This is a genomic window from Peptoclostridium sp. AF21-18 (assembly GCF_003478825.1).
GTDB lineage: Bacteria > Bacillota > Clostridia > Peptostreptococcales > Peptostreptococcaceae > Peptacetobacter.
In genome coordinates this window covers 11,254-32,164 of the sequence record NZ_QUGE01000012.1, presented here as the reverse complement: position 1 = coordinate 32,164, position 20,911 = coordinate 11,254, and the positions used below count along the sequence as shown (strand labels likewise).

15 protein-coding genes are annotated in these 20,911 nt (G+C 30.3%); 13 read left to right on the top strand and 2 right to left on the bottom strand.

All coding sequences use genetic code 11. The features are described from left to right. Window positions 1-12: 12 nt before the first annotated feature. Genes DWX74_RS06620 through DWX74_RS06610 form a run of 3 tightly spaced genes read left to right on the top strand, consistent with a single transcriptional unit; the run spans window position 13 to window position 3,304 of the window. Window positions 13-1,302 carry a hypothetical protein gene (locus DWX74_RS06620; protein WP_118549267.1) on the top strand — a complete coding sequence of 430 codons (1,290 nt, stop codon included), beginning with the start codon at window positions 13-15 and terminating at the stop codon, window positions 1,300-1,302. Continuing rightward, window positions 1,295-2,074 (top strand): hypothetical protein, encoded by a 780-nt coding sequence (locus tag DWX74_RS06615; protein ID WP_118549266.1) that lies wholly within the window; start codon window positions 1,295-1,297, stop codon window positions 2,072-2,074. The genes DWX74_RS06620 and DWX74_RS06615 overlap by 8 nt, the downstream gene beginning before the upstream one ends. Window positions 2,075-2,086: 12 nt before the next feature. After that, on the top strand, window positions 2,087-3,304 hold the full coding sequence (locus DWX74_RS06610) for a hypothetical protein (RefSeq protein ID WP_118549265.1): 1,218 nt from the start codon (window positions 2,087-2,089) through the stop codon (window positions 3,302-3,304). A gap of 39 nt (window positions 3,305-3,343) precedes the next feature. Here the strand turns inward: DWX74_RS06610 and DWX74_RS06605 are convergent, their stop codons facing one another. Further along, entirely contained in the window at window positions 3,344-4,183 is an 840-nt protein-coding gene (locus tag DWX74_RS06605) for a MerR family transcriptional regulator (protein WP_118549264.1), read from the bottom strand. Window positions 4,184-4,474: 291 nt separating this feature from the next. Here DWX74_RS06605 and DWX74_RS06600 point away from each other — a divergent pair, with 291 nt between their 5' ends. The 10 genes from DWX74_RS06600 (at window position 4,475) to DWX74_RS06555 (ending at window position 19,803) form a co-directional block, all read left to right on the top strand. After that, window positions 4,475-6,211: an ABC transporter ATP-binding protein gene (locus DWX74_RS06600; RefSeq protein WP_118549263.1), complete on the top strand. Its 1,737-nt coding sequence runs from the start codon at window positions 4,475-4,477 to the stop codon at window positions 6,209-6,211. After that, the gene (locus DWX74_RS06595; protein WP_118549262.1) at window positions 6,195-7,961 is read left to right on the top strand and encodes an ABC transporter ATP-binding protein; all 1,767 of its coding nucleotides are present in this window, start codon (window positions 6,195-6,197) and stop codon (window positions 7,959-7,961) included. Before DWX74_RS06600 ends, DWX74_RS06595 begins: the two co-directional genes overlap by 17 nt. Window positions 7,962-8,583: 622 nt before the next feature. Further along, window positions 8,584-9,147 (top strand): tyrosine-type recombinase/integrase, encoded by a 564-nt coding sequence (locus DWX74_RS06590; protein ID WP_006439502.1) that lies wholly within the window; start codon window positions 8,584-8,586, stop codon window positions 9,145-9,147. A gap of 162 nt (window positions 9,148-9,309) precedes the next feature. Next, on the top strand, window positions 9,310-10,284 hold the full coding sequence (gene bsh, locus DWX74_RS06585) for a choloylglycine hydrolase (RefSeq protein WP_118549260.1): 975 nt from the start codon (window positions 9,310-9,312) through the stop codon (window positions 10,282-10,284). A gap of 273 nt (window positions 10,285-10,557) precedes the next feature. Then, window positions 10,558-11,295 (top strand): HD domain-containing protein, encoded by a 738-nt coding sequence (locus DWX74_RS06580; RefSeq protein ID WP_118549259.1) that lies wholly within the window; start codon window positions 10,558-10,560, stop codon window positions 11,293-11,295. A gap of 185 nt (window positions 11,296-11,480) precedes the next feature. Beyond that, window positions 11,481-12,248 carry a hypothetical protein gene (locus tag DWX74_RS06575; RefSeq protein ID WP_118549258.1) on the top strand — a complete coding sequence of 256 codons (768 nt, stop codon included), beginning with the start codon at window positions 11,481-11,483 and terminating at the stop codon, window positions 12,246-12,248. Window positions 12,249-12,539: 291 nt separating this feature from the next. Next, on the top strand, window positions 12,540-13,727 hold the full coding sequence (locus DWX74_RS06570; protein WP_118549257.1) for a metallophosphoesterase: 1,188 nt from the start codon (window positions 12,540-12,542) through the stop codon (window positions 13,725-13,727). A gap of 265 nt (window positions 13,728-13,992) precedes the next feature. Then, window positions 13,993-14,781, top strand: a complete 789-nt coding sequence (locus DWX74_RS06565) for an alpha/beta fold hydrolase (RefSeq protein ID WP_118549256.1) — start codon at window positions 13,993-13,995, stop codon at window positions 14,779-14,781. A 59-nt stretch (window positions 14,782-14,840) separates the two neighbouring features. After that, window positions 14,841-16,367, top strand: coding sequence for a ribosomal protection-like ABC-F family protein (abc-f, locus tag DWX74_RS06560; RefSeq protein ID WP_118549255.1), 1,527 nt, complete (start codon window positions 14,841-14,843; stop codon window positions 16,365-16,367). Window positions 16,368-16,554: 187 nt separating this feature from the next. After that, a complete protein-coding gene (locus tag DWX74_RS06555; protein ID WP_118549254.1) occupies window positions 16,555-19,803 on the top strand; it encodes an ABC transporter ATP-binding protein/permease in 3,249 nt (1,082 codons plus the stop codon). Window positions 19,804-20,028: 225 nt separating this feature from the next. Here DWX74_RS06555 and DWX74_RS06550 read toward each other — a convergent pair. Next, the coding region (locus DWX74_RS06550) for an IS3 family transposase (RefSeq protein ID WP_286164249.1) at window positions 20,029-20,911 on the bottom strand (883 nt) is incomplete at its 5' end.

Genomic DNA, 20,911 nt, shown 5'->3' with positions numbered 1-20,911 from the left:
AGGAGGGCTATTATGAAATTAAAATTAAAATCAAAAATAATACCCGTCGGAATAATTGCATCTATCGCAGCTTTTATGATTATATTTGCAAAAGATGGACACAATACTATAAATATTTCGGCAATAAAGGGTAGTTTAAAAGATATGAATGGAATATATGCTGAGTTAGATAAAGCAGATGGGAAATATTCAAAAGTTAAATACTCTATCGGAAAAGAAGGGGTCGTTTCAAAAGTTAAATTACTAAAACAATCTTCTGATACGCAGGATGCCTTAATAACAAAGGTAGGTAAAGATCCTCATGATATGATAGCGTATGTAGGACTTTATCAAGATTTTCCAGAAGTTTCGAGTACACCAGACAATTCTACAAATAAAATAGTAATACTAAAAGCTAAAAACGAAAAATATATACCTGAAAAGGATATGGATGTAGCAGAGAGTGAAAATCAGACATCTGTTGCAGATATAGATTCTACAAAATACGAAAAGGTTATGATCAAATTAAATAGAAGTACTAAATCTGGGAAAGTAAAAGATTCTGTAGAAGTAGGAGAAGGATTCAATCCTAGTTTAAACTATGCTTGTAGAAAAGATGGAAATATACTTCTATTTATAAGCTATACAATGGATGATTCAAGTACGCAGCTTGAAGTATTAAAGCTAAATCCTGAAACATTAGATATAACTACAGAAAGCAAGTTCAATTATAAAGGACTTGGAGCAAGTGGAATATCAATATACGACACATTTATGGATAATGGAAAGGTTGTATATCTTGCAGAGGATTACAATCTAAAAAATGTAAACCAGGAAAAAGTGGTATTCTTTAAATACGATTTAGCTAAGAAAAGCTACTCTTCAATTAAAAGAACAGATTTTAAATTAGGTGATAGCTTTGGATATTCAGTAAATGACGGAGTACTTAGTCTACGGAATGTCTTATCAAGCAAAGATGGGAAAAGATTAGATCAGTACATGATAAATTCTTTTGATATTGATGTAGAAAGTATGACTGTAAAAAGCTACAGCGAATATAAGACAAATAGCAAAATTACAGATTACGACTATCCAGTAAAAGACATATACGTAGATGGCGATAATTTAGTTTATGTTATTTCGGAAATTTATACAACAAATCCTAATGAAATGACTGTATCAGGAGTATCATCACCATCGCTATTTAGAATATTAGATAGAAATTCTGGCAAAATAAAATTTGAAGGTAGAATAACTAATACAGGTTCAAGCTACACTGATAATATAGAAATTCAACTGAAAGGAGATGGATATAATGAGTAATAATATACTGTATCTTTTCGGTAATGAGCTTAGAAAAAGCAAACATGATTATATGATTGTAGCTGTTATACAAAGCTTGATTTGGATAGCATCATATATAGTAGCGATTGTAAAATACAATAATTTATATGTTGATGCATCATCAGCAGGATTAGACTTAGGAACTAGTACAACTGCGGTTACAATATTAGATATGCAAAGATTTGGAATTACGATACTTGCTGTAGGTGTTATTTATGCAGCTTTTATCTGGATGAGAGAGTACACATCAGGACATAAGAGCATATACACAATAATGATGCTTCCTCAGGAAAGACATCATATATTCATAGTAAAATTCTTAAATGCAGTTACTATGTTTTATATGAACTTAATTCTATTCATAGCAATTACAATATTAGTTTGTATAGTAGCTCCATTTGTTATGAAGGGTGGAGTATATATGAACCCATTCACTGCTATGATGTACTCAAGTCTAGCAACAGCAATCTATATGCCTATGACATTTAGAAACTTTTTAGTTACAGATGTGCTAATTGTTGCAGCAAATACATCTTTAATAGCACTTGCATTTTTAATAAATAGATTTTGTATGTATAAAAGCGGATTTGCAAAATTCATGTCTGTTGTTGTAAGTGTGGGTATATTCGTATTTATGCTGTTTATGTCTTTCATATTAGTATATGAAACAGAGGTCATATATATGGCTGTTATTTCGATAGTAGTAGGATATTTTGGATCTAAATATATTCTAAAAAGATTAGAGTTTTAGGAGGGCAGAACGATGAAAATTACAAAACGACGGAAAATGATACTATCTTCTGTTCTCGTAGCAATGGTTGCAATAACTGCTGGGTTTGAGATTAGCTCGAGCCAGGTTATGAAGCCTATATCTCAGACAGGGGATATTAAAGAGATGGGAGATATTTCGCTAGTATCTCAGAAAAATATAACAGGAAGAACAAGATTTGCTACATTTGGCAAAGATGGCAAGAATATAGAATATGGTAAACATTTCTTAACTAGAAACTTTTTAAGCTCAGATATGAGGCTAAAAGAGTACATAGATTTAACTAAGAAAAATATATTTGATACATATGATTTAGCAGTAGGAGATAAAATCTACTTCTTATCACAGAGAATAGAGGATGAAAAATCTTCTCTAGTTGCTAAAATATACGATAAAAAGTCTGGATCTACCGTAGACAAAAAAATTCCTATAAAGGAAAAAGATACTCAGAATATATCACACTTAACTAATTTTATAGAAAAAGATGGTAAATTCTACGCATTAGTTTCATCAAGTGAGGAGTTTGTATCTGTACTTTCTCTTGATTTTGATAAAGAAAATTACAAAATATTAAATACATTTAAAGAAACTGCAGATTTATCTCCAAATCTATTTGTACAAAGCTGGAATTCAAACGATAAATATATATACATATTGATGAGAAACATAAGTGCGCAAGAAGGAGATATAGTATCAAACTCTCTACTTAGATATGATTTTAAATCTAATAAATTCTTAAAACCTCTTCCATTAAGAGGAATAGAAATTAATGACGGATTTGAAGATATAGATACTATGTTCCTTTATGAAAATACTAATGATAAGTTTATCATATACACTGGAAACGCAAAAGATAAACATCTGTACAAAATCACTTATGATTTAGAAACTTTGAAGCTAGAAAATAAAGAAAAGCTTAATTTAGAAATTGATAGTATCATGGCTCAAAGAAGATACAACAATAGATTTGTAGGTAGTACTGCTGATGATTCAAGAATGATGCTTTTAGATGGTAAGATATACTATATTTCAGCAGTTAAGACTAATCTTCTTAGAAATGCAGATTCAATGGGAAGTGACGAAATGAACATAGCTGGAATGAATACATCTACACTTAAAATATTTGATATAGAAAAAAATAAAGTAGTATATGAAGCAGATTTTGATTCATTAGATATAGAGTCACCAGTATTTATAAAAGGAAATAAATAGGAAAAAAGCTGTTGCAAGTTTTGCAGCAGCTTTTTTAGTCTATTCTTTGATTTCAAATATTATCTTAGTAACGTATTGCTCTGGGTCTGAAACTGATAAATCTGTAATTAGATATTCTTCATATACAAATTTACCTAATTTTATATTATTCTCATCTACATAATCCAAAATAGATTTATAAGTTTCATCTAATTTTTCGTATGGACCAATATGTATTCCTGATAAGTATTTTCCTTTTTTTCTTGTATAGATATTTTTTCCTTTCTTCTTATTAGTATAAGTATATAAATAAGTAAATTCCGAATTTGTATCTGTATTGATTAATTTTAGCAAATCAATTTGAAACATTGTTCCAATTTTTTGATGAGCAGATAAGTTATTGCTCTTTAAAAAATTTGCATACTCGATAACAAATTCGCTGAAACTGGTATTAATAGCATCATTTGAATTTCCGCTCAAAAGAAGATTTACCTCATCTAATTCCTCAATAAAAATATTTCCTTCTTTATATTCCAATCTAGAATACTCCATTCCAGCTTCTGCTACAAATTTTTGAACTTCTATATGTTTTTTTAATTTCTTTAAATGCTTTATAGTTTTGTTTATCTCTTTTTCCTTTTCATCCAATAAATCCATAAAAATATCGGGATTTCTCTTTTCCATATAAATCTTTATATCATCTAAACTCATTTTAAGAGTTTTAAGTGTGTTTATCATCATAAATGTATCATATTGGAAATAAGAGTAGTATCTATATCCCTTTTCATCACAAAATGTAGGTTTAAAAAGATCTATCTCATCATAGTAGAATAACACGTGTTTAGGAACATCACATAGAGCTGCAAACTCTCCTGTAGTTAGAAATTTTTCCTTACTCACAAAATCAACTCCTTTTATTTATAGAATTAATATAATCACTTTAAAATATTTTCTAAAATTTATCAAAAATAATACGGAAAATTTATTTTTTTTATCGTTATTTTTATACTACAACATATTAAAATTATAATCAATATTTAAAATTTATTTTTACAAATGTTGAAATTTCAATTCACACATATCTATTTACAATATATTATTAATTGACACAATTTACTATTGACTATAAAGTAACCTTATACTATAACATAATAATTAGACAATTTAATATTTTAAGAAAGGAATGATGCTATGAGACTTATTTTACATTATATGAAAAAATACAAACTTCTAGTTTGCATCAATATAATTTCTGTATTCGGGTTTGTCCTTACAGAGCTTGGAATTCCAACAATATTAGCTGATATGATAGACTTTGGTGTATCTACAGGAAACAAAGCATATCTATACGGTGAAGGTTTAAAAATGGCTGGAATTTCAATACTTGGAGTATCTGGAACAATCCTTTTAGGTTATTGTTGTTCCAAAATTTCAACTAGTATCACACACGATATTAGAAAGGATATGTATGAAAAGATACAACACTTTTCACATGAAGAATACAACAAATTTAAGATAGCGAGCCTTATAACTAGAGTAAACAACGATGCATTCCAAATTCAGTTATTCGTAAACGTGCTTTTAAGAACAGCACTTATGACCCCTGTTATGCTAGTTACAAGTCTTTTCCTTACTTACAGATCTAGTGTTCAGCTATTTTCTGTAATATTTGCGACTATACCTCTAATAATTATCGGTGTTATCTTTGTTGCAAAGGTTACAGGACCTATATCTGAAAGACAGCAGGCAGGACTTGACGACATGAACAGAATATCTAGAGAAAGTCTTACTGGTGTTAGAGTTGTCAGAGCTTTCAATAGACAACACACTGAACAGGAAAAATTCTTAGAAACTAATGAATTCTTCACTAAAAACTCTAAGAGCCTATTTATGATAATGCAGCTTACTCAGCCAATATTCTTCTTAGTTATGAATATTGCTGTATGCCGGATATTCTACTTTGGAGCAAATCTTGTAAGTCAGAACGCACTAGAAGTAGGTAGAATGGTCGCTTTCCTAGACTATTTATTCCACGCTATGATGTCTATGATGTTCTTCTGTACAGTATTTATGATGTACCCAAGAGCAAATGTAAGTGCAAAGAGAATTAATTCTGTTCTTAATAAAGAGCTTTCTTTAGTAAACGATTCTAAAGCTGAAATAGTTGACAAAGATATAAATACTATTTCTTTCAATAATATAGGATATGAAAAAGAAGGTAAAAAGATATTAGATAACATATCTTTTGATGCAAAAACAGGTCAGACAATAGCAATTGTAGGAAGCACAGGTTCTGGTAAGAGTACTCTTTCTAAACTAATTCCACGTCTTTTTGATTGTACTAGTGGAGAAATTATGTACAACAACACAAATATAAAAGACTTCGATGTTGAAAGATGGAGAGAAAAAATTGGTTTTGTCGCTCAGAAGGCGTTCTTATTCAAGGGAACTATAAGAAGCAATGTATGTTTTGGTAAAGCTGATGCCACAGACGACGAAATAATGGAAGCTCTTGATTTAGCTCAGGCTACAGAATTCGTAGCAAGTAAAGAAGATGGTATTGACTCTGTAATAGAAGAAAATGCTGCTAATTTATCTGGAGGTCAGAAACAGAGACTTTCTATAGCTAGAGCGGTTATAAGAAAACCAGATATATACATTTTCGATGATGCATTCTCAGCACTAGACTTCAAAACAGATGCAGCTTTAAGAAAGGCATTAAAACCTGTAACTAAAAATGCAATTATGTTTATAGTAGCTCAGAGAATTTCTACTATAATGGATGCAGATAAGATTTTAGTTTTAAATCATGGTAAATTAGAAGCAGTAGGGACTCACGAGGATCTTATGAAAAACTGCCCTCTTTATAAAAATATTGCTGAGTCACAGATTGGAGAGGAGGCGATAGATTATGGCGAAGAAGTTTAAAAGATTCGAGTCTATAAATACTCTATTGAAATATTTAAAACCTTACAGACGTGGGTTTATAATTTCGATAGTTATGCTTGTTGTAACTTGTGCTGCAATGGTAACTTCTCCAAACGTTGAAGGGATGATTACAAACAGTATATTAAAAGATGTAACGGATATAGCTAAAGGCGTTCCAGGAGCTCGTTTCCACATGGAAAATGTCGTAAAAATTATCATTTTACTTCTATTTATATATGCTGTTAAAACAGCTGCTCAGATGATAAGTATGATTTGTATAACAAATTCTATCCAGGACACAATGAGAGATTTAAGAAATGCATGTATAGAAAAAATCAACGCACTTCCTGTTAAAACTCTTGACTCTCATCCAAAGGGAGATATACTGAGTAGAATAACAAACGATATAGATGCGATTTCAAATGCAATGCAGCAGACATTTATGAATGTAATAAGTGGTGTACTTATGGTTTGTTTTGCTATATTTATGATGTTTAGAGTAAATTTAGTTATGACATTGTGCGTACTAGTTATAATTCCAATTTCTTATATTATCATCAAAAAGATAGCAAAAGTTTCTCAGGAAAGTTTCGATGTTCATCAGCGTGCACTTGGTGATCTTAGTGCAAATGTAACAGAAAGTTTTTCTGGATATAATGAAATAATTCTTTTTGGTAAACAGGAAGAATCAGTAAAGAAATTTGAGAAAATCAACGAAAATATAAGAGAAACTGCTTATAAAGCACAGTTCTTATCATATTTAATGTCGCCTCTTTTATCTTTACTTACTTATCTTGCAATAGGTGTTGTTTCTGTAATAGGAACAATATACGCAATAGGTGGTGTGATAACTGTTGGTCAGCTTCAAGCATTTGTTAGATTTATCTGGCAGGTAAATGAACCGCTAACACAGGTGTCTCAGTTATCATCTCAGATTCAGTCGGCATTATCTGCAATGGACAGAATTCATGAATTTATAGAATATGAAGAAGAAACAGATGTCGAAGTAAAAGAAATGATATTTGATGGAAATGTTGAATTCAAAGATATAAGATTTGGATATGGTAAAAAAGAAGTACTTCATGGAGTTTCTCTATATGCTAAAAAAGGTGAGACTGTTGCGATTGTCGGGCCTACAGGTTCTGGTAAGACTACAATAGTCAACCTACTTATGAGATTCTACGATCCTAACAGCGGAAGTATTGTAATAGACGGAATTGATTCAATAAACATCAATAGACGTACTTTAAGAGATAATATAGGAATGGTACTTCAGGATACTTGGTTATTCACAGGAAGTATAAGAGAAAATATCAGATTTTCAAAACCTGATGCAACTGATGAAGAAATTGAACAGGCTTGTAAATACGCAAATGCAGATGAATTCATCTCTACACTTCCAAATGGATACGATACTGTGATAGATGAAGAAGCCGACAATATATCTCAGGGTGAAAAGCAGCTTCTAACAATTGCTAGAGCAATCTTAAAAGGTCCAAAAGTTCTTATACTTGACGAAGCTACTAGCTCAATAGATACAAAAACTGAAAAAAATATACAGGATGCTATGGACTACCTAATGGAAGGAAGAACAAGCTTTATAATCGCACATAGATTATCTACAATTAAAAATGCAGATAAAATTCTTGTGTTAAAAGACGGAAATATAATAGAATGTGGAAACCATAACGAACTTATGAAAGAAAATGGATTCTACGCAAACTTATACAACTCACAATTTAATAATTAGTGACTATAAAATGTAAAAAATAGCAGAAAAATTATGACCTCTTAGATTCGATTCTAAGAGGTTATTTTTATGTGTTAATATAAACTATCCTTTAATTGTTTTTGTGTCCTTAAAATCGAAATTTGAGAAAGTATAAAAACTGCGTATAATCTATAAAATGCGCAGTTTATATTGTAACCGTTGGAAACACTGGGTTTCAGGAATGAAGATTTTTGAACGTAAAAATAACACGCAGTTTATTTTGATAAAAAGCGCATTTTATGTTACTATATAGTTAATGGTGGTTGAATCAAATTTTCTAATTTTTATACTCATTTGCGTATTGAACTTATAGACAAACTTCTCTCCAGGCTTCGACGTGCGTGTATGTAAATTATCTTGTTGCAATTAAAACCCACGTCTGCAGATTGTCGAGTGCGTTTTGTCTATAAGATTCAATACTATAAGTTGATTGTATTGATTAGAAAATTTGATTCAAACCACCATTTGAGAAGTTACTAAATTCAAAGCATATTTTTTAGTAGTTTATAAAAATGAAATAAATTTATACTAGATTATTAAGGATACAAACATATAGTTAACATAACAATATTATGTTAACTATATGTATAAGGAGGATAGTATGAGACCGTTAGAGATTTATGAGTATAGTCAGATTATGGATTTGTTGGATAGTGGTTTTCAGTATAGGGATCATGAGAATAGGAAGAGGACTTTTAGGCCAAATCCAAAGGTGAAGATGGCTCTTTTTTTAGAAACAAATTTAGGGCTTAGAATTTCTGATATAAAGAGATTGAAGATAAAAAACTTCAAAGGAAGTAGGCTTGAGATTACAGAGAAGAAAACCGGTAAGCTTCAGTACAGAGAGATTAATCCTGAGATTGTTGATATTGTAAAGGATTACGCTATAGAGAATGGACTTAGGTTAAATGATAATTTACTTGATATTGGGATAAGAAATGTTCAGCAGCAGTTAAAGATTATTACAAATTATCTTGGACTAGAAAATATCAGTACACACAGTTTCAGAAAGTTGTATGCTACACTTCAATACGAGAAAAGCAATGGAAATATTGAGCTTATAAAAGAGCTGTTGAACCATACAAGTATTGCAACTACTCAGAAGTACATAAGAGTTAGTCAGCAAGAAATAGACAAAGCAAGTAGAGAATTCTTACTTAAATAAACACATTAATTACACATACTAAGATTAAATACATATATAACACTCTTTGAATTCATAGATTCGTTACACAACAGTGATATATTTGAAACTGTAATTAAAGGTAATGATTTTGCGAGATGAAAAATAATATAGACTAAACTCTATTATTTCAAGGGGGTCAATATGTGTACAGCAATAACTTATAAAACAAAAGCACATTATTTTGGTAGAAATTTCGATTATGATATATCTTATGGGGAAAAAGTGGTGGTAACACCTAGAAATTTCCAGTTTAAATTTAGAAAAGAAGGTATTCTTAAAACTCACTATGCCTTTATAGGAGTAGCTGCGGTAATAGACGATTATCCTCTATATTACGATGCAACTAATGAAAAAGGGCTTAGTATAGCAGGGTTGAACTTCCCTCAAAATGCTTTTTATGGAGATTTTATAGAGGGAAAAATAAACATATCTCCATTTGAACTTATTCCATGGATTTTAGGTAGTTTTGCTACAATAAAGGAAGCTAGAGAATCACTAGAAAATCTAAATCTTGTGAATATAAACTTCAACAATCAGCTCCCACTATCTCCACTTCACTGGATGATATCAGACAAAAATGAATGTATAGTAGTTGAAAGCGTAAAAGATGGATTAAAAATATACGACAATCCAATAGGAGTTATGACAAATAGCCCTACTTTTGACTATCAAATGTTCAACTTAAACAATTATCATAACATATCAACAAAAGATCCAAAAAATCTATTTTCAGAAAAAGTTGATATGGATATCTATAGTCGTGGGATGGGAGGTATTGGAATGCCTGGTGACTTATCATCTATGTCACGTTTTGTAAAAGCTGCATTTACAAAACTAAATTCTGTAGCAGGGCATTCTGAAGATGAAAGTGTTTCCCAATTTTTCCATATTTTAGGATCTGTTGAGCAGCAGAACGGTCTTTGTGATTTAGGCAATGGAAAATACGAAAAAACAATATATTCATCATGCTGCAATATAGATGAAGGTATCTATTACTATAAAACATACAACAATAGTCAAATAAATGCAGTTGATATGAATAAAGAAAATCTTGATAGCTCAAATTTATGCGCATATCCTCTAATAAACGAGCAAAATATCAATCTTGTGAACTAAAAATAGCTTACCCCTAATATAAGCTCTTATTTTAGATTTTAAAAGAATTTATTTTTTCGACAATCAAACACAAGAGAAAGATTTTACAAGCACCTTAAAAACGATTTTAAAAGGTCGTTTTTTGAGGTGTTTTTTTATTATTTTAAAATTAAGCGACATAATATTATTATGTTAACTATAAAATTATAAATTTTACAAATATGTTTAAAATTAATTCAATTTGGGTATTTTTATTTCCAACCCAGTATTTATATTGAGGAAAGGGAGTTAACTATGTCAGAAATAAAAAATATCGAAAATACAAAAAGCGACTTTGAAATAAATGAAGAAAGCAAATACATAAAAACATATTTATTTATAAAAGGATACGCTGTTGCAAAGAATTTTCAGCAGACTATAATTGCTCTATCTTTGGCAAAAAGATTGCATGAGGGACAATACAGACGAGGTGGAGATCCATACATAACGCATCCTTTGAAAGTATGTAATACTTTGATTTCTTGTGGAATAGAAGACGATACTATTTTAGCAGCTGCACTTCTTCACGATGTTTTAGAAGATTGCCAGGATAAGCTAAAAGATAACGGAGAGGAATTTGTAACTGAGTACGGATTATCTCGTGAGGTTTTAGAAATAATCACAATACTTACCAAAGAATCTGGAATATCAGATGACGAACTCCAGGTATATTTTGATGGAATAAAGAACAATGGAAAAGCTCTTTTAATAAAATTGAGCGATAGACTTCATAATAGCTCAACATTATACTCATTCCCTTATGAAAAATTAGTTAAATATATTGATGAAACAGATAGATTTATCATACCTATTGCAGATTATGGTAATGATTATTATCCAGAATACACAAATGCAATCAACTTATTGAAGAGCAATATATTCTCTTTGAATAGAAGTATGCGTATAATGCTTGAAAAATCTGAGTATCAGATAAGTGTATTGAAAAATGAAATTGAAGAATTAAAATCAGAGATTGAGAAGTTAAAAAAATAAAAATTTAAAATAACATAGAAACGTAAAAAAGAGCAAGGTTATTATAATAATTAATAATTTCTTTGCTCTTTTTTTATTTTACTATTTTATAAAATTAATTTGTTAAAAGTGTTTATTTACAAATTTATCAAAATATGTTATCCTATTTGTATTAATATAAGAACTTACAAAAAGGGGGATTTATTTTGCAGAGGATAAAAAATAATTTTAAAAAATATAAAATCACCTATCTAGCTTTTGGAATTGTCGCTATATTTTTTGTGATTCTTGGGATAAAATACGGTTTCACACAAAAAGGTATATTAACTGGACTAGCAGAATTCAGCATAATTGTTGATGGAACAGGCCAAAAGACTATACTAATTGCAGATAAAATTTTAAATCTGTTAATATTACTTTTAGCTTGCATAATAATAATTAAAGAGGGCTTAAATATTTTTAAAAATCGTATATATAAAAAAATGGATATAGAAGATGACTGTTATGGAGATATTGTAAATTCTTTTTTAGATTTAAAAAGTTCTAGAGAAAGTATAAAAAATTTAATAAAAATACTTACTTTATTAATATTATTATTCCTATATGATAAATTATCTTCAATAGAAAGCATAGATTATTCTATGGGATATGATATGTTTAAAAACATTTCAAATTATATAGTCATACTTCTTCTTTACTACAGTAGTGTTTCATCAGCAAAAGTAGAACTTATGGAAAATATAGGAAATTTAAAAGACGATGAAATAGTATGTTTTACTGCTTTTTTAAAAGCTAATGAAGATATAGAAAGTAAAAAAGATATAGATGAATTACTACAATATATCAAAACTGTAAAAGCAGAAGAAGATATAGAAGATAAAACTTATAAAATGTCTAAATTTAGATATCAGTTGACAATCTTTGCTTTTATAATTGCGATAACTCAGTTCATTTTAACATTATCTAGTTTATAAAAAATAAAAATTATTATAATATAAAATCTGATATTTTGGTAAAACTCATATAATTTTAGAAATTATTATCTAAAATTATATGAGTTTTTTTGCATTATATACATAAAAAACTACCGTTCATACAATAATCAACAAATTTTAATTCTAAACTGATAAAATAAATATAAAGAAATTTTAATTAATCTAAAGATTACTTAAAGAAAGATTTGAATTACTTCTAATATAAATATAACTAGTATATAATTAAAAAAGTAAATTAAAATCAAGAATATAATTAGAAAGAGGTATATAATGAACAAAAAATACGTAGCAATAGGATTGGTTGCAGTTCTTCTGGCTAGTGCTGGTGGTGCTGCATACTATAAAAAAACACATGAGGCATCTATAAATGTACTTGGGACTACAGACATACATGGTGCAACTTCAAGGGCAATGATAAAATACGTAGAGGATAAAAGAAAAAATGGTGGAGCTGATTTAGTTGTCGACTCTGGAGATTTTTGGGGATCAGAAACTTATGAAATGCAGGAATGGTTTGATGGAACTAGACCTACATTTGATGAAAATGGACGAGTAAGATTCTATGGAAAGGATCTAGATGGGGATGGATTCAATGAAACAGACAGCGATATAAACGGTGATGATATACCAGATATGATAGTTGAAAAGATTGGAGAGCCTCGTCAAGGTCAAGCTCCTTTAATAAGGGATTTAGAAAAAATGAAATTTGACTCAGTTACTTTAGGTAATCACGAATTTGTAGAAAATAGCCAAGAAGAATTTGATTATTTAGTAAATGAACTTAATAAGGCTAATATTTCAGTACTTTCAGCAAATCTATACAATAATAAAACAAATAAAAACGTTGTAAAACCTTATATAGTTAAGGAAATTAAAGAAGGTCCAAATACTATAAAAGCAGCTGTTCTTGGACTTACACTTCCTGAGGTTGCCGAGCCATATAAATGGGAAGAAGGTAAAGAAAGACCAACTTACACAGGTGATTATAGTTTAGCTTCTTTAGAGCAGTACAATAACCAGTATAGACTTGATGATTTAGTGAAGGAAGCAAATAAATGGACAAAATACATAAAAGAAAATGAGAATCCAGACGTCGTAATACTTACAGTCCATTCTGGGGAGGAGCCTAAAAAGCCTAGACATCCTGGAAATAAAGTGAAGGAAATTGCGAGAACTGTTGAAGGAATTGATGCAATAGTTGCTGGACATACACATATAACTATTCAGCAGCATGAGTTTAAGAACGAAAAAACTGGTAAAAAAGTTCTAGTTACTCAGCCTTCTGCTAGAGGTGGAGGAATTTCTGATATAGATTTAAATCTTAAAAAGAAAAATGGAAAGTGGACTGTTGTTTCTGCAAAGAGTAAGGTTAAAGAATTGGATATATTTGATGGAAGTAAGGTGGACTATGAAAAAACTCCTATGAGCGAGGTATACAAAAAAGGATATAGATTATAATAAGAAAGAAGAGGAGTGTCGCAATTCTTTTCAACAACAAATTTTGCATTCAACACAATTATTTGCTCTCCAGGCTTCAGCGACACGCACTTTTATGTAACACATTTATAAGTTGCGTGTCGCTTGCAGAATTGTCGATGCAAATTAATTTGTGTTGGCCTACAAAAATTTCTCTAAGTAGACAAGTTTGTTTTTTTATGTTATTATCAAATAGTGTTGTGAAATACGTTATTTTTTTATATAACAAGGAGGTTCAAGATGTAAGATGATTGAAAAAAGTATAAAAACAGATAGAGGCAATATATATTATTGGATTAACGAAAATAATTCTTCTAATGCAATTGTATTTTTACATGGTCTTACAGTTGACCATACCCTTTTTAATATGCAAGTTGAATTTTTTTCTAAAGATTATAAAGTAATAACTATAGATTTACCACTTCATGGTAAATCAATTGGATATAATGATTTTTCAATAGATAATGCAGCTAGTGATTTAGCAAAATTAATTGAAAATGAAGATATTTCAAGATATGCAGTAGTAGGTCAATCTGCTGGAGGATATTTTGCACAACAACTAGCTAATATAGACTCAAAAGCTGCTTGTTTTATAGGTGTTGATACATCTCCACTTGGAAAGGATAATTATAAAAGTTTAGATCTATTTTGGGTTAAGCATTTTAGCTCTTTTGCAAGTTTTTATCCTTATAACTATTATTGTAAAATATCTTCAAAGCAAGCATCTATTACTGATAACGGCAGAAAAAATATGTATAATTCCTTGATAAAACTTGGTAAGAAAAATATGCTTGTTACATCAGATAAAATATACAATTCTTTTGCTACTCATGATAATGTTGAATTAAAATGTCCAGTTCTTTTAGTTTATGGTGATTGTGATAAAGTAGGATATGTTAAAAAATATAATGAATTATGGAATAAAAGTAAAAACTATCCTATTGAAATAATTCCAAATGCAGGACATAATTCCAACTACGATAATTATAGTTATTTTAATGAAATAATAAATAACTTCATTAAAAAAATCATATAATAAATCAAAAAAATTATATAAATCCAATATTGCCTCAACAAAATAAAGGAGGCGATTTTATGACAATGATAAAAGTAAATAATTTAACTTTCTCATATCCAGGAAGTTATCAAAATATATTTGAGGATGTAAGTTTTACAATAGATTCCGATTGGAAATTGGGATTTGTTGGAAGAAATGGTAGAGGAAAGACTACATTTTTGAATATCTTATTAAACAAATTAGAGTATAAAGGAAGTATTTCATGCGATATGGAGTTTGGATATTTTCCATATCAAGTAGAAGATATTTCAAAAGATACGATAGAAATAGTAGAAGAAATATGCAAAACAGATGAAATCTGGGATATTTACAGAGAATTTTCTCTGCTTAGGATAGATGATTATGTTCTGTACAGACCTTTTGAAAGTTTATCGAACGGCGAGCGAACAAAAGTTCTATTAGCAGCAATGTTTATCTCTGAAAATAAGTTCCTATTATTGGATGAGCCTACAAACCACTTAGATGTAGGTGCTAGGAAGATTATTTCAGAGTATTTAAAATCTAAAAAAGGCTTTATTTTGGTGTCACACGATAGAGAACTTTTGGATAATTGCTGTGATCATATCATTTCTATAAACAAAACGAACATAGAAATTCAAGCAGGGAACTTCACTTCTTGGTGGAATAATAAAATTATGCAGGATAATTTCGAGTTAGCACAGAACGAAAAGCTAAAATCTGAGATAAAAAGGCTCGAAAAATCCGCATATAGAACAAATGTTTGGTCATCTAGAGCAGAGAAAGGTAAGAAAATGACTGCCGATATGGACTCAAAACCAGATAGAGGATATGTTGGACACAAGGCTGAAAAGATGATGAAAAGGTCTAAAAGCATTGAAAATAGACAGCTTAAAGCAATTGAAGAAAAAAATAAGCTGCTACACAATATAGAAAAGTATGACGACATTAAGCTCATATTTGACGGATATAGAACAAATGTTCTGTTAACTGCAGATAAGCTATCTTTTAAATACCCTAACTCAGATAAAAATGTGTTTGAGAATTTGACATTCGATATAAGAAAGGGAGATAGAGTTTGTGTGTTTGGAAAAAATGGATGTGGAAAATCTACTCTTTTAAAAATCTTAATCGGAGAAATAGATTATAAAATAGGAATTGAAAGTTCTGATAAAAAAGAAGGATATAGCATAGAAGGATTTTTATCTATAGGAAGTGGACTTAAGATTTCTTATGTATCTCAGGATACATCATTCTTAAAAGGAAGCTTATCTGAATTTGCTAGAGAGAATGGATTAGATGAGTCGCTGTTTAAATCACTACTAAGAAAATTAGATTTTTCTAGGGAGTTATTTGAAAATGATATGTCTAGTTTTAGTGAAGGGCAGAAAAAGAAAGTACTAATAGCAAAGAGCTTATCTGAGAGAGCACATCTATATGTTTGGGATGAGCCACTAAATTATATAGACATATATTCTAGAATTCAGATTGAGGAGCTGCTACTTAGATACGAGCCGACGATAATATTTGTCGAACACGATTCTACATTTGCTGAGAAGATTGCGACAAAATTTGTAAATTTATAAATAGATTGGTAATAAAAAAGCATTTAATTTTGTTAATTAAGTGCTTTTTTTATATATTTTTTTTAGTTTAGGATATATAATAATATTATAAATAATCGTGTTATATTAAAATGAATATTATTTTTAAAACGATTAAATATACAATATTTTAATTCACATTAATTTACAGAAAAGAGAGTGATTAACCTTGCTGCAAGTTAAAAACATACACAAAGAATACAGAACAGGGCCTCTAGTTCAGAAGGCACTTGATGATGTCAGCCTAAATCTTAGAGATAACGAGTTTGTTTCTATTTTAGGACCAAGCGGATCTGGAAAAACAACACTTCTAAATATTATTGGTGGTTTGGATAGATACGACGATGGAGATTTAATTATAAACGGAATTTCGACGAGGAAGTACAAGGACAGAGATTGGGATTCCTACAGAAACCACACGATAGGATTTGTATTCCAGAGTTACAATCTAATTCCGCATCAGACAATTTTATCTAATGTCGAATTAGCACTTACAATATCTGGGATAACAAAATCTGAAAGACGTGAAAAATCTATACGGGCTTTGGAAAAAGTTGGACTTATAGACCATATTCATAAAAAGCCAAATCAGCTTTCAGGTGGTCAGATGCAGAGGGTTGCAATTGCTAGAGCACTTGTAAATGACCCTGATATACTTCTTGCGGATGAACCAACTGGGGCACTTGATTCAGACACAAGTGTTCAGGTTATGGATTTACTTAAAGAAGTTGCCAAAGACAGATTGGTCGTAATGGTAACGCACAATCCAGAGCTTGCCTACGAATATTCTACAAGAATCGTCACATTAAAAGACGGAAAAATATGTGGAGATACAAATCCATTTATAATAGAAGATAATGGAAATTTAGATGAAGCAGTACACGAAAATATGGGAAAAACTTCTATGTCATTACTTACTTCTCTTTCACTTAGTTTTAACAACTTAAAAACTAAAAAAGGAAGAACATTCTTAACTGCATTTGCTGGATCCATTGGTATAATTGGGATTGCACTGATTTTATCACTATCAAACGGTGTAAACAACTACATTGCAGATATCGAGGAAAAGACTTTATCAGAATACCCACTGCAAATTCAAAAGGCGGGGTATGATTTCACGTCGATGCTCACTGGAATGTCTGGGGCTTCTTCTGAGTCTAAAGGCAGCGATGATAAAAAAGATATGAAGGTTGAAAATATGGTAAGTGGAATGTTCTCTACTGTAGGCTCAAATGATTTAAAATCTCTAAAGAAATTCTTGGACTCAGATAAATCAAAAATAGCAAAGCATACAAATGCTGTAGAGTATTCTTATGATGTCGTGCCTCAGATTTACAGCACTAACACAGAAAAAGTTAGACAGGTGCATCCAGATAAGTCATTTAATTCTATGGGGCTTGGATCTGAAGCATCTTCAAACAGTATAGTTTCTAGTATGATGAGTACTGACATATTCTATCAAATGCCTAGAAACAAGAGTCTTTACAGAAACCAGTATGAAGTAAAAGCTGGAAAATGGCCTACAAAATACAACGAATGTGTGCTAGTACTTACTGCAGATGGTGGAATTAGCGACTATTATTTATATGCACTTAATCTGAGAGATCCTAAAGAACTCGATGAAATGGTTGATAAATTTGCTAAAGAAGAGGAAGTAATCGTTCCTGAAGGTGAGAGCGGATACTCTTACAAAGATGTTCTTGGAAAAGAGTTTAAATTAGTGAATGCAACAGATTACTACGAATACGATTCAAACTACAATGTTTGGAAAGACAAGAGAAACAACGATGCGTATATGAAAAAACTAGTTAAAGAAGGGGAAACTCTTAAAATAACTGGAATTGTTCAGCCTAAGAAAGGTTCATCTGGCATGGGAATGCTTATGCCAGCGATATACTACACTCCAGAACTTGAAGACCACGTTATAAAACAAGCTTCTGAAAGTCAGATTGTTAAAAAACAGCTAGCTGACAAGGATACAAACGTATTTACTGGCAAGGGATTTGAAGATACTTCAAAATCTGCTTTTGATATGAAGTCTATGTTTAATGTAGATACTTCAAAATTTGCATCTGCTTTTAGCATAAATCCAAATCGGATTAATGCAGATTTTAGCAATTTAAATAACTTATTTAGCCAGATTTCTATGCCTAGTATAAAACCTTCTGATATTATAAATCAGATTAATATAAAAATAACTCCTGAGCAGATAAATAGTCTAATAAAAGATGTTGGAAATGGATATTTGATTTATCTAAAGGAAAACAAGGATATGGACTTTACTAAGTATCAGGGAATTATAGAATCTTATTTTAAAGATCCTGAGCTTGAAAAAATGGTAACTGAGATGGTTGAAGAAGCTATCAAAACAAACGGAGAAATCAAGCTAACTCAGGAACAGATGAACAAGATTTTACAGGCTGCTATTGAAAAATATAAGAAATTTATAACTGACAATAATGTAGCAGATGTTATGAAAATAGGAAGATATTTCCTTGAGTATTTGAATACAGCCGATTGTAAGAATATTACAGGAAGTCATTTAGATGCTATTTCAAAGGAAAATAATCTTGAGCAGCAGATATATGCAGTTCTTCAGAAATACATGGGCTCTGCAACAGGTTCTATCTCAGCAACTATTGAAAGAGAAATCACCGCATCTATGAGAAAACTTAGCCAGAGTATGGCAAATGCGTTTAGTTTTGATGCGAGTGTGTTTGCAGATGCGATGAATGTCGATATGTCTGAGGAAGAAATGATGGAAGTTATGACTGCTAGTATGTATCAAGAACAGGATACTTTTGACAATAATATTAAGAAATTAGGTTATGCTGAAATGGACGATCCTTCTATGATTTCTATATATCCTAAGGACTTTGAAGAAAAGGAAAAAGTTATAGATATTTTAGATAAATACAACGAGGATATGGAAAAAGTAGATGAGGACAAGGTGATTTCTTACACTGATATGGTGGGAAGTTTGATGTCTTCTGTTACAAGTATTATAAATTCTATAAGTTATATTTTAGTTGCGTTCGTAGCAATTTCGCTTGTTGTTTCGTCAATTATGATAGGCGTTATCACTTATATAAGTGTGCTTGAGCGTAAAAAAGAGATTGGTGTACTTAGAGCGATAGGTGCTTCTAAGAGAAATATCTCTCAGGTGTTCAATGCTGAAACGTTTATCATTGGGGCACTTGCGGGAATTATAGGTATTGTTGTGAGCTTGATTTTGATTGTGCCGATAAATCAGGTGATACACAATGTTACTGGAAAGACTAATATGAATGCGGCTCTTCCTCTTTGGGCAGGGATAGTACTTATAATGATAAGTATTGTGCTTACACTTTTAGGTGGAATAATTCCATCGAGAAAGGCAGCAAAAGAGGATCCAGTTAAAGCATTAAGAAATGAATAAATATATAATGGGAGATGTCGAAAATTTTTTCTTCGGCATCTCCTTTTAGATTTTCTAAGTAAGTATATAATTAATCTCTCCAGGCTTCGAACTTCGCCCTATTTAAGCGTAGCTTTTCAAGCATACGCAAATAAGCTGCGTGAACTGCTACCCGTAGAGTGGACTGTCAAAATAAATAAAAGTTAAATTTATCATCCAGCAAGGTATTTTCCTTGCTGGATATTTTTATGCTACTTTTAAAAATTCTTCATGCTTTTCAAAAGGTGTTAATACACCTAACTTTCTTTGTAATCTTGAATTGTTATAATAATCCATATAATTTTCTATCATATCAACCAATTCTTTTCTGCTATTAAATTTTTTTCCATAATATCTCTCTCTTTTTATAATCCCCCAAAAACCTTCCATCGGACCATTATCAATACATCTAGCTATTCTAAACATACTTTGTGTCATGCCTGCGGCTACCAATTTAGAATGAAATGTTCTATTAGTATATTGATACCCTCTATCTGAATGAAAAATTGGGTGTGCTTTTGGGTTATTTTTTACGGCAAAATCAAACATGCTATATACTAGTTCTGTATTATTTGAATCTCCGATTGTATAAGCAACAATTCTTCTATCATAAAGATCTAGAATCGCACTTAGATAAAGTTTATGTTTTTTTCCATTTACATAGTAGTGAAATTCTGATACATCTGTTAGCCATTTTTCATCAGGTGCATCAGCTTTAAAATTTCTATTAAGAATGTTTTCTGTTGTATATGTAGGATGTTGATTTTGAATTGTACATCCATTATTTTTATATTTTATAGTTGATTTAATTTGAAGTACACGACAAATACGTAATATTCTCTTATCATTTACATTTATACTATAATATCTGTATAAATCATCTCTAATGCGGCGATAGCCTTTATCAGGATAGTCATCATGTATTTTTTCTACAATATTAGCAATTTTTTCGTTTTTTATATCGTTAAAAGTTTTTTGATGTTTCAACCATTTAAAGTAACCACTTTTACTTACATTGCTTATTTTGCATAGAGAATTTATTGGATAATGATGTTTTTCATGCACTTCTTTTATAGCTGTGTATATATAA

What these genes read in the sequence shown, in the direction of transcription:
- DWX74_RS06620 (WP_118549267.1), top strand. Translation starts at nt 13, where the DNA reads ATGAAATTAAAATTAAAATCAAAAATAATACCCGTCGGAATAATTGCA.
- DWX74_RS06615 (WP_118549266.1), top strand. Translation starts at nt 1,295, where the DNA reads ATGAGTAATAATATACTGTATCTTTTCGGTAATGAGCTTAGAAAAAGC.
- DWX74_RS06610 (WP_118549265.1), top strand. Translation starts at nt 2,087, where the DNA reads ATGAAAATTACAAAACGACGGAAAATGATACTATCTTCTGTTCTCGTA.
- DWX74_RS06600 (WP_118549263.1), top strand. Translation starts at nt 4,475, where the DNA reads ATGAGACTTATTTTACATTATATGAAAAAATACAAACTTCTAGTTTGC.
- DWX74_RS06595 (WP_118549262.1), top strand. Translation starts at nt 6,195, where the DNA reads ATGGCGAAGAAGTTTAAAAGATTCGAGTCTATAAATACTCTATTGAAA.
- DWX74_RS06590 (WP_006439502.1), top strand. Translation starts at nt 8,584, where the DNA reads ATGAGACCGTTAGAGATTTATGAGTATAGTCAGATTATGGATTTGTTG.
- bsh (WP_118549260.1), top strand. Translation starts at nt 9,310, where the DNA reads ATGTGTACAGCAATAACTTATAAAACAAAAGCACATTATTTTGGTAGA.
- DWX74_RS06580 (WP_118549259.1), top strand. Translation starts at nt 10,558, where the DNA reads ATGTCAGAAATAAAAAATATCGAAAATACAAAAAGCGACTTTGAAATA.
- DWX74_RS06570 (WP_118549257.1), top strand. Translation starts at nt 12,540, where the DNA reads ATGAACAAAAAATACGTAGCAATAGGATTGGTTGCAGTTCTTCTGGCT.
- DWX74_RS06565 (WP_118549256.1), top strand. Translation starts at nt 13,993, where the DNA reads ATGATTGAAAAAAGTATAAAAACAGATAGAGGCAATATATATTATTGG.
- abc-f (WP_118549255.1), top strand. Translation starts at nt 14,841, where the DNA reads ATGACAATGATAAAAGTAAATAATTTAACTTTCTCATATCCAGGAAGT.